Source organism: Halorubrum luteum (assembly GCF_054652935.1).
This window is the reverse complement of record NZ_BAAIGT010000002.1, coordinates 1,747,080-1,762,168: the sequence shown is the minus strand read 5'-3', so window position 1 is coordinate 1,762,168 and position 15,089 is coordinate 1,747,080. Positions and strand designations below refer to the sequence as shown.

Here is a 15,089-nt window from a genome sequence, read left to right as displayed (position 1 = left end):
GTCCAATTTCTAATTACGTATTCCGGCGTATTTCATCAAATATTGGAAGAAAATTCTCAATATCGGACTCATCCACATCTCCTTCATTCAGGCGATCTCGAATCACGTTCGCTACCATTACCTTGTCGAAATCACCCATTCCTTGATCACTCAACACCTGATCTAGCTTCGAGGTAATCTTCCTGTTCTTGTACGGTACACCGTTCAACTCACAATGTCCATTGCCAACCCACTCAATAGAGATATCAGAGAACTCGTCGGGGAATTCTGACGAATATGCTCTGTTCACTGATTCTATATAAAATGAGGTTGAGAATAGATCTTCAATTTCGATATGGAATTGGTTGCGACCATCATCTAATTTCAATAGGATAATTCGGTCTTGATCTATTTCTTGGTGATCTTGTCGAATGGTGTCTTTGGCTTCTTTCCCTTCCTGGTCATTATCTAATAGAATGGCATATGAGAACTCTTCTGAGGCGACCCACTTGGCTGCATTCGGCATATTTGGTGCCCCGTTAGTGGGCATGATCGAAACCTCATCAGAATTAATGAAGTCTCTATCAATTGATTTAAGATAGTTGTTAACACCAGTTAGTATATAATAATCTGTTACGCCTTCAACCAATAGTTGTCTTTTAGAAGCGAACGGTGAGTCTCCTAGTCCGATTCCTAGAGCGTTTCTAAGTGGCTTAAGAGCCATCGAATCACCCTCTGCCCATTGATTTGTAATTTTAGTTCCCTTCTTGGGTTTATCCTCAACCAGTCTTATCCTCTCAGGATGCTCTTTTTTAATCAGAAATGGTGAGTGGGAAGAGTACACAAATTGAGCGCCGTCTGCCATTTCCTCTATTGAATCCAGCCAATTTTTCTTTCCTTCCGGGTGAAGAGAGACGGCAGGATCGTCTAATAGCAGCAACTTATTCTCATCATCCTCACTTGCTTCGGCGGTTAGGTTCGTATAAAATGAAAAGAACCACCGAAAACCCTCACTCCTACTTGAGGGTCGTATGAATTCTCGACGAATATCGCTCTCTGACTCCCCAGTATTGAGTGATTCGTCTGCAATCTGAATGATGAATTTCTTACCTGATATATCAATAGCTACATTCACCGACTTTTGATCCCAGATCGCATTCACATCTCCGGAGATATCCGCCTCAGCCCTACGAAGCTCTCGACTTTGCTCAAATTCATCCTTATCATGAAAGTCATCATAATCAACGCCCGCAAGTTCCAAGACATTTCGAAAGGTACGGTTCTCAGGTTCAGTTATGCTACCGATGTTGGCGGAGTCCTTTATTCGGTCAAATTCACTATGATAAACGATAGATGGTAACAACGAAGAGATACCAAATTCCGTGATTGATTGACCCTCCTGATACAGCTCGTTAAGAGTTGATTTCGAACTTTCAACGTCCAGTAACCTACCATCTACTGCTGAGTTATTGCTGGCCTTTTCCAAAGTATCTACCACCGATTCTAATCTGTTTAGGTGCCATTGAAGCTCTTTACTGGTTTTGTTATTTTGAATTTTTTCTATACTATCACTGATGTTTGATTTGTATTGCTTTTTAAAATCTTCTGAGGCGTCTTCAAGAACTTCGTTCACAGATCTATCAAAGTTGGAAGTTGCCTCGACGATCTCGTCTTTCTTTTTGTCTGCTGAAATCGGATTTTCTCCTGAATCTGATTCAATATGACGTGTTCCGTCGGAGAGCTTTATAATGTACGCTCTTCCGAAGCAGATTGTTGGTCGGGTAGAGCTGTCGCTGTGAAAGCGTAGCGGGCAAGGGTGACGCGAACGCGTCACCCGAACGCAATGTTCCCATTTGAATTGCTGAGCTCAGAGGCGAGCGCCGCGAACCTGCTGGAGCAGGTTCGCTGGCGCGAGGGCCTCTGTTGCCCGCGCTGCCGGTCTGAGTCGGTGATCAAACACGGCAGCTATCGAGAGTACCAGCGGTATCTCTGTAAGGATTGCGACCGCACGTTCAACGACAAGACCGGCACGATCTTCGCGCACGCGAAGATCGGCCTCGACAAGCTCTTATTCGCGTTCTACTCGTTGCTCCGGTTCAACACGAGTATCCACCAGTTGGACGCTGAAATTGACGTGTCGTATCGCTCACTTCGCCGGCGCGTCGAGCAGTTCGCCAGAACGCTCGACGCGCCAGCCATCAACCTCGTTGGCCCGGTCGAGATCGACGAGTTCTACGTCTCTGCCGGGAAGAAAGGCCGCGAGCGCGACCGAGAGTCGCGCTCGCGTGCCCTCTCGAAACGTGGACGAGGAACGTATGAAGAGGACAAACCGCCGGTGTTCACGCTCGTTGATCGCGGCAGCGGTCAGCGATACGTCGTCCCGGCGAAATCCGCCGACGAAGCGACCGTGCGACTCCTTCTCGTGGTTGTCGAGAAGGAGTCGCTAACCGTCTACACTGACGGATTTCGGGCCTACGATCCGCTTGACGATGATGAGAGATTCCACCGAGAATCAGTAATTCACGGTGACGGTGAGTACGTTGATGGAGACGCGCACGTGAACACGTGCGAGAGCCACGCGTCGCTGGCGCGACGGTGGCTCTCGCCGCATCGAGGCGTCTCAAAGGACAAACTCACAGCGTATCTCAGACCGTTCCAACTTCGGCGACGAATCCTTCGCAAACCCGGTCGAGAGGCATTGAAAGACATTGTCCGAGCAGTTCTCTGATTCACCAACAATGTACTTCACAAGAGCGATAATGTAAAGGGGTACCTCTAAATCCAAAGCCCCAAACTCAATAACATCAGATCCATCTTCCGGCATTAGCTCTAACCGCACCATTTCGAACGGTTCTTTGTCGGGGCTTTGATTGTAATTTATATCACGTTCATCAATCGGATCTTCATCTGAGACGGACTCTAGTGCACGGAGGAATGAACTCTTACCACTCTCGTTTTTTCCTAGGAGAGTCGTTATATCGGAATCGAGCTCCACCCACCCCGTGTTGACAATGGAGCGGAAGTACTTGACCTTGGCCCGCGCGACAATCATACAATTACAGTGATATTGAGATATAATAAATCACTGGTACGTTAGTGATGCAAAATCCTTGAGCAGTAGAGGTTTTCCTGACCGTTGAACGCAAATATAGTGCAGGTTAAGGGATTATGATTGATACACAGAGTTCTTGATTATAGCCCGTGTTTTGTTTCTCCAATTGGGAAATCTGTCAAAAAGATATCAGTTTCGATCTAAGTCAGCCTAGATCATGATCCGGGGATGAAAAATACGCAACTGCCTCCCCCCCAAGATCGGACATCCAAAATTGCGTCTCACGTGGTAATCGGAGATTGAAAATGATATCAGAGATATCTTTTGCAATAAATCCCGCATTCAATATGAAAGTGATTTCGGCAATATCCCCTATCGTGCCAGAAGAGAAAATGAATATTACGAGCGTCGGCACCTGAATTACAAATATCGGTGCAGCAGTCATGAGATTAAGCTCTCGTCGAGAGATCCATGTTTCCTGTATCACCACATATCCCTTTAGCCGCCGATATACGGGCTCTAGATCTAGGACTTTTGCTGCCAGTCTATGTAATTGTTCGTGTACCTCAAAAGTAGTCAAAAGAACGGTCAGTAATAAGCCAACAAGATAGATACTCTGTCTGGTGGTGAAATCAAATATCATTAATGGGTCCATCACCACCCGTGAAACTAGTCCCGCAGAGATGAGGGCGACGACTACTGTAGCTCCAACAAAGAACACGAGACTGATTAGCCGTAATAACCAATTTGGTTGACTAATCTTCACAGGCCGGCTGTATCCATTGGGTACAGAGTTAGGCCTACGCATGATACCAACCGTTTTAACATGCGCGTTGATAGATATTGCTCAATTGATTAGATAGACTGATTCGCAGTGATGGTAACAGATATCCGAACCGATGTATTGCACCCTCATATTCAATGATGTCCTCGCTCCCGTTACAGTCTAGATCGACTGTTCCGCCGCACACTTCGCACGTAACAATGATGTTTGGTAAACTACTCATTTATTTAGTCCTGACCATGGCCACCGCCAGGGGAGGTGGTGTGAACGCGGACACTTCCCTATCGATTTGTTTTGCCGCTTCTTCGAGTTGGTCACATACACACTTGTAAAACGGGTGTGAGCGTCTACACTGACGTAATCGCATCGTAGAGAAAATGTTGATTTGTGAGTTAATTTCTGAGGTGACATCGGAGTTAACATGTTACCCACGTCGTGACTGACTGAGTAACGATCGTCACTGACTGGTGTGGACACGTCTTGCCTGCCGAGTTCGTTCACACCACTTCGAGCAGCCGGGCGGTGGTGTTACTCGTTAGGAACAATAGTCAGAGCGTCTTCGACCCGCTCGTCGTCTGCGCTCGCATCGAGATACACGCGCGTCGTTCCTCGTCTTGGTGGACTCGGGACAGTGTCTACCTGGTCGTGTTGAGTCTTGCGCCTCTTGTCGGTAGCTGCTCCCGCTCTCGATCGCTTCGAGCGAGTTCCTGATTTCGAGATACCCGTCCTCGCCCGAGCCATCTGGATCGATGACGGGGCGTAGGTAACCTTCGTCGTTCCGCTCGAAGCCGACAGGCACCTCACCAAGCCACTCCCCCTCCTTTCGAGGTCGTTCCACCCCGGAGTTTACACGGCTGAAATAGGAAAGTCGCTTACAGGCTGTACACGATCACCTGACCGCTTACAGGGTTGCTAAAACGAGCCCCCATCAGCAACCGACGAGATGAATCCAAGCACTGCAAGCACATCAGAAACAACGATGAGCGCGCCAATAGTCACCCATGTCGTAACCACCGTAGACAACACATCACCGAATGGGTCGGCGACTGAATCGACAACAGCGACATCAAGAACCATTGCGAATACAACGGTCATGAAGAGGTACGCTATATTGCCCGCGAGTAATACTATGAACACACCCGCGACACCATCAGCAGAACTCATTACGTAACTGATCTGGTGATAGTCATAAAAATATTAGAGGGTTGACAATCTCGCCCGTGTCGTCTGACTACGTAGTGTTGAACGTAACTGCATCCGTAATGTTACGGTGCTGTGGACAGGCTACACCCCAGCGTTACCACTCGCCTCCGAGCGCTAGGGACTGGGATTCGATCGCCTCTCCCGAACCCTGAATTAGGAACTTTCTTTCAGATACCGGTCCTTCCTGTCCCACACGCGGCGGGCGGTATCTTTGGCGACGCCCGTTTCTTCGGTGATGTTCCTCCAGGAGACACCATCCTCCCGGAGAGAGATGACTTTTAGTACGTTTTCAAAATCGTCGTTGGGGACCCAGTACTCGCCGGCATCGTCGAACTGGAAGCCGATCGGCGGGCGGCCGTGGTCGTAGCCGCTTTCGATCCGCTCCTTCGTCGCTCGCTTTGAGCGCTCGATCTCCTTTCGCTTCTCAACATCGTCGGTGGTCGCACGGATCGACTGCTGTACGAGCTCCCAATCGTCGTCAAGGTCCACCGCGCGTCCGAGCTCGCGCGAGTGTAGCTCCACGCCGGCGGCGTCGAGGTCTAGGATGAGACGGAGGCGTTCCTTCCTGTTCCGCGACAGTCGGGAGAGGTTCGGCACGACGACTGCGCCGACGTCGCCGCCGGCGACGTGTTCCAGCAGCGCCTGGTACTCGGGGCGATCGGCGTCGAACCCGGACGAACGCTTCCCCTCGTTGTACACCTCCACGAGGTCGAAGTCTTCTGCCTCAGCGTACTCCTCGACGTCGCGGTGCTGGCGCTCCAGCGACTTCCCGTCTTGTGAGAGACGGATGTAGCCGACAGCCGTGTCACTCATCCTCATTGTCCACGATCGTCAGTTCGAACTTGTTTCCGGACGCGACTTCCCAGTCGAGTTTCTTCCCCTCCAAGTCGAAAGACTCAGCGAGACCCTTGGGAACGGTCGTTCTGTACTGCACGATCTCGCGGTCGCCACTCCTCGACGTCGTTTTCGTCACGGTGGTTTCGGGCATGAGTAATTAGTACTAATCGTAGCCATACACTTAGTGTTAATTAGGTGTGTCTCAGAAACCCACCTTTCTGAGCCAGTTAAATGGGAGCCACAGTCCGAGACCACGGAGCCAAGTTAATCACCTGCGATACCAACTCTAAGATATGGACCTTGTCACACATACTCAACGCCAACACAGCAATTACGGCGTTGTTACTATCGAACGGATTTATCGGGAGTACTCATCGGTCGAGGTGTCTGAAACTGAGACACAAGGGAGGGTCCCGAGTGAGGCGATCCTTATCGATTTCAAAGACGATGACGGCCAAGTTCATACGGAGACAGCGGTCGATTTCGCCGATCGTCTCGACTGATTTGATTTCGGTGAGCAAGATAGACCACTCTGTGGTCCATTTTAATTGTGATTTAGCACCTGTTGTACACGAAACGTTACCGATAGGTGAACGTCAGATCTCGGTCGATCTTTCCAAGATTCGGTCGATGTTGCTTACATCGAACAGCGACCACGCATCATCCAACTCCTGATCGAGTCTCTCCACGAACCCGCTCCTCGAAAACAACGCGAATCGTTCAGTCCGAGAAGCCGGTCCCCACTGTACGTGTTCGGTTTTCGCCCGGAGGTCTTCGACGAGTCCCCGGCCAACCGGTTCAGAGGTCCACTTACACTCGGCGAAGAGAATTCTGTCGTCCGTCGGCGAAAGTCCGACGATATCGATCTCGTTCTCACCGTACCACCATCGACCGAGCTCCGAGTACTGCTCGAACTTTTCGCGTCGAATACCTTCCCAGATCGCCTCCTGACAGATGTCTTCGAAAGTCTCACCGACGTGGTTTGGGAGATCAGGTTCGATCGTGTTCTCGTATACGATCGCCGGTGCTTCCTCGATACTCGATCGGTTAGGCTCGACGTAGCGGAACCAGAATCGGAGGAACTCGTCCGCGACGTAGTACTTGGAGCGCTTCGACTTCTTCGCCGATGCAGTCACGGGTACTTCCCGATCGATGAGCCGCAGCTGCTGGAGCTTACGGAGATATTTCGAGAGGGGCCCCGAGTCGATCCTGGTCGCCCCTGAGATCTCGTTCGGTGTTGTGTGGCCGAGGGCGATTGACTCCAAGATGCTCATGTAGCGTGCTGGACTTCGGAGCTCCGTCCGTAGCAGGAACTCTGGCTCGTTGTAGAGTACTGCTGACGGCGAGAGGATCTGCGATCGAATGTTGTCCGCGAGTGAGGAGTCGAAATAGTCGAACAGCGTGAGATACATCGGTGTTCCCCCAGTGACTGCGTAGGAGCGGATGGTGTTCTCGATATCGTACAGGATGACCTCACGTGCTTGCTGGAACGAGAACGGCTGGACGTCGAATTGCCCAGTTCTGCGACCATAGAGGGGACTCTCGTGACCGAGCACTTCTGACTCCATCGTACTGATGCTCGATCCACAGAGAACGAGCATCGAATCTGTTTCCTGCAAGTGTTCGTCCACGAACGACTGGAGGTAGGACGGAAGTGAATCGTTCTCTTCGACGAGATATGGGAACTCGTCGATAGCAACGATGAGATCTTCATCTGTGATCTTTTCTCCCAAGTACTCCAGAGCCTCGTCCCATCCGTCGATTCTCGGAACGCGATCGTCGAAGTGATCCGCTACTTGCTCAACGAATTTCTCTCGTTGTCGTTCCTCGGCTTCCTGAGAGGCGAGGAAATAGACGTGAGGTCGATGTTGGCAGAACTCTTTTAGAAGTTCTGTCTTCCCGATCCTCCGTCTACCATAGATGACGTAGAAGTCGTAACCCGGCGACTCGAATGCCGTGTTGAGAGCCTCCAGTTCATCGTTCCTGTTGTAGAAGGTCATTCGCTACCTAATGATTACTCAGATAATGACTTATTCGTTTTGGAGGGAGTCTTCGGACCGCGTGTTGAGAGCAGTAGTATGCTCACTATCATTATGTAGATAATAATTATTTGAATAATGGAATTTTGGTCGGAGATACACCCGATTCTGGAAGTTGGATAGTAGTGTCGCCAGTGGTAACAGGCACTCATCGGCTCGGCGAGAAGGCGGAACTGGACGGCAATGGTCGAATTGTGAGCCGGTGGTGGCTACCACCAGCACGACCATTTTGCACCCATGAAGTGTATGAATAGTGACTGAAACCTGCGTAAAGGGGGGTCAAATTCACCCCCCTATTCTCTACGCAGGGGGTGAAATTCCAGTTACGCGTCTACACAGCCACGAGCGGCTCTGATGCGATGGTCTGGTGACGCTCTATTTCCCCGTAATGCTCCAGACTGTTGTGTACCCCATGGGGGGTGCGGGATTTACCCGCCGATCCCGTTCGTTTTGTCTGTGTCATTTTGTTGAGTAGTATTCTTCGAACAGGTCTCGGATGGGTTCGCGGCCACCCTCCAAGAGGCCGGTGACAGTTTGGACAATATCGCCAGCGGGCTCCTCTCGGTAGGTGTTCGACGACCGCCAGAGTTTGCGGTTGATCGCCTGCGCGCTCCAGTTTTCGTGGTTCCGGAACTGGCCATCGAGGTAGAACACACCCTGGTAGTCAAGTTCGTTCCAGAGTCGGCACGCTGTTTCTCGCGTATCGAAGATCCAGAACGTGGTCCGGCTTTCGTCTTGAAGGCGCTTCCATTTTTTGACCAGCCTGTCGTTGTTGTTGCTGTTCGTGATGACCTCGATGCCGACATCGGTCATGTGCTCCTGTGTGTCCACGTGGAGATCGTGGCAGGCCTCTCCATCCCGGTCAGTGGGGTACCACTCAATACCGTAACATGGGCTACCGGGCCGATGAAGGTCGTAGGCCCACGCCATTTTGGGAAAGAGGTTGCCAGCAATTTCGACGCCCTTCCGGTGCGTGGTCCCCTCGTTCGGATCGCCAAAGAGGGGTCCGTCATCGTCCTCGTCGGCCCACTCCGGCCGCAGTGAATCGCCCCACGGCTTCAAGACGTCGCGGATGGCTTTTAATCCCTGCTGGGTCGGTCCCCAGTCGATCTTACGACGGCACACATATTCCTCCTGTAGGAGCCCGTTGCTCAGCAGCCGCTCATGAGCATTCTTATGTCGCTCGTAGTTCCAATCCGTCGCTCGAAACAGTCCTTCGAGCCGTAGATCTGGATGCGTGGCGATGTGGCGCTGTTCACCGCGGATCTCCAGGGACTTTCCGTTAAACCAGTGGGTGGTGACGAGTAGGATGCGTAATTCCGGCTCTCGAATCCCCCAGAACTGAGCTTGTGACGGTAGTTGCTCTGGCATGTTGTAAATAAACCCTCAGTCATAAATAAGGGTCAGTGTTTCAGGGAATTTGACGTCTCACACACTCGATTTGGGCAATTTTAGATGTGGATACTGGCGTTGGACAGCGCATGTGATGCGTGTTGAACCCGCTGCTACCCCGCGATTATTGAACTTCCATACACACAGAATCAAGGAGGGACCCCGCGGATTCAGCCGCGGGCGGAATCCGACTCCTCAATAAGTCGTCGTAACCGCGACTGAACGATGTCGGGTGGCCATGAGGACGTGGTTGTCTCGGTTGTGACGCCAAGTGTCTCTATCGTTCCCCGAACAGGCGCATCAGCCTCTTTTGTTTGCTTGGTGAGGTAGGCGTACGCGGCGATTTGTAATTCGTAGCGTCGGCGTGTTTCAGCAGTAGGTTCAGCTAACGCGATCTTCACGTCTGTTAGGACGCGCTCTCCGTCTGGATATTCGATAACGAAATCCGTCTGCCCGTGAATCTCGAACTCTACGTCATTCAGATTCACAAGCCCGTCAATCGGCTGTTCGACGCTAACGATCGTTCTCGGATCTTCGATCTGTTCCCACAGTTCTGTGTTCAAAAACCCCGTAAGAACGTGTTCGAAGAACGCGTACATCCCGTCGCTCTCATCTGGATTTACGTCTCCCACGGTGTCTGCGACGACGTCGTCGAAGGCGCTTCGAACTTCAGGACTCATTGTCCGCAGCGACTGTTCGGAAATCCCTCGTGCGACGAGCTCTGTAAGCACCGCATGGAGACAGCGCCCAACGCCATCCGGGCCTACCTGATCAAACGATAGGGGAAGGTCATCAGGTACGTCGTGCGCATCCGTGTGGAGTGGTTTGCCGAGGAGGTGAGCAATCGTGTGCTCGCTGGGGTCCTCGGTCAACGGGTACATCGTGGAGGGGTTCAGGAACCGCGGGAGCCATCGTTCGAGATCGCCTCGCCGTGGTGGAGTTACCGAAACTTCGTTGTTCGTCTTGCCGGGTCCTGTCCGACGCCACTCTGCGAACAAGTCGGCGTCATTGACTCCAATCTCGATCCCATCCGTGTTCGGATCCTCCCCACCGAGTTCGAGCCTGTACGAGTCGGTGCCGCCTCGGTCGAACCCGATCCCCTCACGGATCGTGTCGAGCCACCGATCGCGTAATTGCTCCTCTTCCAAGTCGGAGCGGGGTAACGGCACAACGATGTGCTCACGGGCACGAGTCAGCGCTACGTACAACAAGCGCCACGCTTCGGCCCGTTCGTTCGCTGCGACGCGACGCAGACGTTCAGAGCCGACGAGTTCGTCACGATCCGCTGAATTGGACACGGAGTCGAGCCAGTGGGAAGTCGCCCATCGAAGGCCGGTATCACGGTCAAACCCGCCCGGAGCCTCATACAGTCCGCATTCGAACGGCGGGATCGTGATGTCACGTGGGATCTTCGTGTTCGTCGGTGGTGCGAGTCCGGCGATCGATCCTTGAGCGACGAACCGCTGGGTGTGGGGTCCCTGAGACCAGACGTCGAACCCGGGATCAGCAACGACGACGACATCGTCTTGATCTCCTTTCGCCCTGTGCGCGGTTCGGAACTCGACGTCGTACGTGGTCGCCTCCGTGCTCGGCTGTGTCGGACCATCGTCGGGATCGTCGCGGAACGGTTGCACGAGGTCCGTCAATTCGTCCGGCGTGTAGTGGGTCTCACCCTCCCACTGGGAAAGCGTCTCGACGAGCGCATCGAGGTTGGCAACCCGTTGTTCGGGCTCACTTCCAGTAGCGATCCTGTTCGGGTCGGCTCTCAGTTCGAGTGCTTCGACGATCTCCTCCACGTACACGCTAGCTGGCTGGCGTTGGAAGATGTCACTTCGATCGCGGAGCCGAAGCAGTCCGCGTAGTGTCCGCCGTTGCGTCTCTGTGAGACCAAGTCCATCGTCGCTAAGTACACGATTCAGATCCCAGGAGTGAGACTCAAACACTTCCGTGTTCTCGATGGTGCCCAGCGGAGATTCGGTGACAAGGGCCTCCAGACGGTCTGGAGATCCGGGGCGTACTAGCCAGTCGCAGACGGCGAACACCGATTCGACCGCGGGACAGTCGAACAGCCCCTCACCCGTGGTGTGGACGCGGAGACCTTCCGCAGCGAACGCTTTCTCGTACTCGGGCATCCGAGTCCCGCGCCGGAACAGCACCGTGACGTCCAGTGGCTCGCCGTCGTCGTCGCAGAACGTGCCGTCGGCGAACCCTCGTGAGATGTGAGTCGCCAGCATGTCTGCCTCTCCGACCTCTCCATCGGGATTCGCCCACGTCTCCGATCCGGGGTGGCCGACGCCGACGAACGAGGAGACGTGTATCGATGGTTCGTCGGTCCCGTCACGGTCCGCGTCCAACGGTGCGTACGTTGTGTCAAGGTTACCGATATCGGCACGAGCGGGATCGGTGACCATCGGCTCGGCGATCGCGTTGATGCCCGCAGCGATGGCGGGTACACATCGGTACGTCGTGGTCGCGGTCCGATTCTCGTGTGTGCCCCAGTCAACACCGAGGTACTCTCCCTTCCTCGTTGCGGCGTCGAACCACGTCGGATCGGCGTGCCGCCACAGATAGATCCCCTGTAGGACGTCTCCACAGGCGAACACGCGTGAATCATCAGTGACGAGGTGGGACAGCGCTGCGTGCTGGATGGCCGAAACGTCTTGGGCCTCGTCGATGATCAGGCTCTGGATCCGTGACCGATACCGCTGGAGGACTCGTGTTCGGTGCGAGTCGTCGATAGCGCGGAGTGGTTCGGGAGGCTCCGACCGGTCAGTCGTGTCGTCGAAGTAGACGTCCACGATATAGGCGACATCGGTGTGAGCGACGACGCTGTAGTCGCGGACGAGCTCACGATACGCGGCACGATACTCCGACAGGACCGTACAGAAGTCGTCGATCCGATCACACCACGCCTCGTACAGCTCGCGGTCGGCTTCGAGCAGCCGTTCGCGGTCCGACTCGTGTACCGCGTCTCTAACGCGTTCGCCGACGGTCCCATCGTCGCCGGCGAACCGTTCGACCGACCGCACGATATCGGAGAACGAGTCCGGTTTTCCACCGGGATACGTCGAGTCACGCGTCCGTTCCAGCTCGTCCCGGAACTCCCCAGTCGAGATGCGCTGGTCGCGGCAGAACGTGAGCGCGGCTTCGAGCATTTCGGCGACGCTGTCGTCGTACTTCCCGTCTGGATACGCAGCTTCGAGGGCGTCGAGTCGTTCGGCGTAGTCCGGATGATTGCGAAGTCGTTCGTAACAGTCACGGTGAACTCGGTTCAGTAGTGCGTCGTTCCCGACCGAGGGCATCTCGTCGAAGCCGATGTCGTGGGCGATATCCTGTAGAACACCGCGCAGGAGTCCATCAATGGTTCCGACGTGGGGGGCTTGTCGGACGCGGTGGAGGAGGTGCTGTAGCTCTTCGTCGCTGATCTCGGACGCGGCCGGAACAAGGTCGTGTTCGACGATCGTCTCCAGCCTATCGCAGACTTCCGGGATGATGTCGGCGGCCTCATCGCGGTTGAACGAGACCACCGCGACGTGTAGCTCCGGCGTCGGGTCGCCAGCCACGTACCGTCGGAGGATATCTTCCGCAGCGAGGTGATGGGCGACAACCGATTTTCCGGAGCCTGGTACGCAGTTCAGCGTGAACAGCCCGGTTTCGTAGTCGAAGTATGCCTCCCGGATCGCTCGCTGTGCGTCCTGCAGAACTATCGGGTCCACGTCCTCGTTGCCAGTATCGTCACTCATCGAAATCCTCCGTTTCCTTGACGAACCCCTGTACTTCCGGTGGAAGTTTACGTCCAGGTCCGACCAACTGCCGTCTCGCTTCCTCGGTGACTCGCTCCGGATCGAGATGATCGAGAAGCGGTGAAGGCGTAACGTCGTCGCCTTCAGCCGTTCGCGTGTATCTCGACAGAATGACGCACCGGCCCGCCGACCGTAGCGTGTCCAGGAACTGGTCGCGGTCGCGGCCGCCGGCCCACGCTGGTTGCGGTGCGAGAACCTCCGCCCGTCCGTCTCCGCGAAGAACTGCCTCTCGAAACTCCGGGGGAAGCGGGGACTGTGGTGGCTGAGGCCACTGGTCGGCCGTCAACCCAAGAGTGATAACGTACGGAATATCGAGCGCCCACACGTCGTTCGCCTCCAGAACGTCCAGCGCGCGGGCGTTCGAGTGCTCCCGCCGACCCGGCCGCTGTGTGGCGATCACACCAGCAAGGTCGGCGATGTCGCCCCAGGAGCGTTCGACGGTCCCCTCTTCGAGCCGATCTGCGAACTTGTGTCGCAACTGCTGAACCAGCGTCCGAACGCGGACGACCGCGCGCGCGTCGGTCTCCGTGTCGAGTAGCGCCGGCGAGTCCGCGGCTTTCGTCTCTGGAAGCCCGTGTTCCGCGTACGCATCGACCACGTCGTCGAGCAGCGAAGCGATCGACTCCGGTTCCGGTGTCGGAGCGTCCGCGACCCACTCCGTGAACTGTCGGAGGCGAGAATCTACACCGTCGGTCGCTTCGACGATCTCGTTCCACTCTGTAGCTGTCTGGGCATCACGTGGTAGTCGATCGGCCGATCGATACACCTCTCTCGGCGGGAGGGGCCACGTCTCGGATCCTGCTTCGGATGGAGCCCAGCCGAGTTCGAGTGGCTGAATCAGCGTCTCCAGATCGGTACGGTCTTCGCCTAGGGTTTCACAGACGGAGACGACAAGTGCGTATGGTCGGGTCCTCGTCACTCGGAGCTGTGTCCAGAACACGGGCGTGATGCCGTACTGGATCGCTGCACGGAACAGCGGTTCCTCATACGGATCGAGATCTCGAACAACGACGGCGATGTCCCGGATCGGCACGTCTTGATCCTGGAGTTCGGCCACGACGGCCATCGCGCTTCGTGCTTCCTCTCGGCGCGTCGGCGACACGAGCTCGACCGTCGGAACGTCGGGAGCCTCGATCTCCCCGGAGAGCGCGAGTCTGTCCGACGACGTCATTCGAACACCTCTGTTCCCGGGTCGGTGATGTCGAGAAGGCCTTCGACCCGACTCTGTAGGTACTCCCCGGTTCCGGACCGGAAATGGACGTGTACCTCGACAGGCGTCGTCGCACATAGCGCGTGTATCAGGTCGGTGTGTGGAGCAGAGAGACTACTGAGGCCGAGCAGGGAGACACGCTGGATGTCCGGGTACGTCTCCTCCCAGATGGATCCGTCCGTCCGTACCAGAGAGCGGGTTGCCTGCCGGATGAGGCCGGTTTCCGAGATGGCCTTGGACGTTCGGTCTCGAAGCTGACGCTCCACGGCGAGTGCGGTTTCGAGAAACGCCCCGGCCTCTTCGTCGATTGGACGGTAGAGTTCGGTTGCCGTGTCTCGCCACGCCGCGACACGCTCGGGGTGAAAGTTGGTAATCGTCTCTACCTCCGTGCGGATCTGTTCGATCTGTTGTGGAGCCCGAGCCGAAACTCCCGGTGGGAGAGGGATTTTCGCCTCCTCATCGAGCGTCGATCCGTCGAAGACCGACCGGAGCAGACTGAGACGATCGATCCGGTCGATGGTCGTCGTCGGTCGTCCCGTCTGATCCAGTATCTGATTGCCCATTCTGACGGGGTCTGCGAAAGTGAAGGCATCTTTCGGAAGGTTTGCCTCTCGTAGCCGACGCTGGAGGTTCCGCTGATGGAGTTCGACGGGCGACACGACGAGTTCCGTCGATCGCGTACACCGCTGGGTCCGCTCCCACAAGGCGTCCTCGCCACCCACGTGAACCGTCAGTTGCTCCGGCATCCGATCGACTTGGCTACGTTCAGCTTCCATTGATTTTCGACGAC

Annotated in this window: 12 protein-coding genes; 1 reads left to right on the top strand and 11 read right to left on the bottom strand. The window is 55.0% G+C overall.

The genetic code is table 11. The features are described from left to right. Positions 1–13: 13 nt before the first annotated feature. Positions 14–1,813 carry an ATP-dependent nuclease gene (locus tag ACYQ0R_RS08730; RefSeq protein WP_459822521.1) on the bottom strand — a complete coding sequence of 600 codons (1,800 nt, stop codon included), beginning with the start codon at positions 1,811–1,813 and terminating at the stop codon, positions 14–16. 9 nt (positions 1,814–1,822) lie between these two features. Between ACYQ0R_RS08730 and ACYQ0R_RS08725 the strand changes: the two genes are divergently transcribed. Continuing rightward, a complete protein-coding gene (locus ACYQ0R_RS08725; RefSeq protein WP_459822518.1) occupies positions 1,823–2,707 on the top strand; it encodes an IS1595 family transposase in 885 nt (294 codons plus the stop codon). Here the strand turns inward: ACYQ0R_RS08725 and ACYQ0R_RS08720 are convergent. The 10 genes from ACYQ0R_RS08720 to ACYQ0R_RS08675 all read right to left on the bottom strand — a co-directional run bounded on the left by ACYQ0R_RS08720 (position 2,600) and on the right by ACYQ0R_RS08675 (position 15,075). Then, positions 2,600–3,031, bottom strand: a complete 432-nt coding sequence (locus ACYQ0R_RS08720; RefSeq protein WP_459822516.1) for an AAA family ATPase — start codon at positions 3,029–3,031, stop codon at positions 2,600–2,602. The genes ACYQ0R_RS08725 and ACYQ0R_RS08720 overlap by 108 nt on opposite strands. Positions 3,032–3,236: 205 nt before the next feature. Then, positions 3,237–3,674 carry a metalloprotease family protein gene (locus ACYQ0R_RS08715; RefSeq protein ID WP_459825722.1) on the bottom strand — a complete coding sequence of 146 codons (438 nt, stop codon included), beginning with the start codon at positions 3,672–3,674 and terminating at the stop codon, positions 3,237–3,239. A gap of 1,053 nt (positions 3,675–4,727) precedes the next feature. Further along, a complete protein-coding gene (locus ACYQ0R_RS08710) occupies positions 4,728–4,979 on the bottom strand; it encodes a hypothetical protein (protein WP_459822513.1) in 252 nt (83 codons plus the stop codon). A gap of 192 nt (positions 4,980–5,171) precedes the next feature. Then, positions 5,172–5,831: a recombinase family protein gene (locus ACYQ0R_RS08705; RefSeq protein WP_459822511.1), complete on the bottom strand. Its 660-nt coding sequence runs from the start codon at positions 5,829–5,831 to the stop codon at positions 5,172–5,174. Then, entirely contained in the window at positions 5,824–6,006 is a 183-nt protein-coding gene (locus ACYQ0R_RS08700; RefSeq protein ID WP_459822509.1) for a hypothetical protein, read from the bottom strand. Before ACYQ0R_RS08700 ends, ACYQ0R_RS08705 begins: the two co-directional genes overlap by 8 nt. Before the next feature lie 445 nt (positions 6,007–6,451). After that, entirely contained in the window at positions 6,452–7,855 is a 1,404-nt protein-coding gene (locus tag ACYQ0R_RS08695) for an ATP-binding protein (RefSeq protein WP_459822507.1), read from the bottom strand. Positions 7,856–8,353: 498 nt separating this feature from the next. Next, positions 8,354–9,265: a hypothetical protein gene (locus ACYQ0R_RS08690; protein ID WP_459822505.1), complete on the bottom strand. Its 912-nt coding sequence runs from the start codon at positions 9,263–9,265 to the stop codon at positions 8,354–8,356. Positions 9,266–9,456: 191 nt separating this feature from the next. Then, positions 9,457–13,029 (bottom strand): UvrD-helicase domain-containing protein, encoded by a 3,573-nt coding sequence (locus ACYQ0R_RS08685; protein ID WP_459822504.1) that lies wholly within the window; start codon positions 13,027–13,029, stop codon positions 9,457–9,459. Beyond that, positions 13,022–14,260 (bottom strand): PD-(D/E)XK nuclease family protein, encoded by a 1,239-nt coding sequence (locus ACYQ0R_RS08680; protein ID WP_459822502.1) that lies wholly within the window; start codon positions 14,258–14,260, stop codon positions 13,022–13,024. The genes ACYQ0R_RS08685 and ACYQ0R_RS08680 overlap by 8 nt, the downstream gene beginning before the upstream one ends. Then, positions 14,257–15,075, bottom strand: a complete 819-nt coding sequence (locus ACYQ0R_RS08675; protein ID WP_459822501.1) for a hypothetical protein — start codon at positions 15,073–15,075, stop codon at positions 14,257–14,259. Before ACYQ0R_RS08675 ends, ACYQ0R_RS08680 begins: the two co-directional genes overlap by 4 nt. Positions 15,076–15,089: the final 14 nt, after the last annotated feature.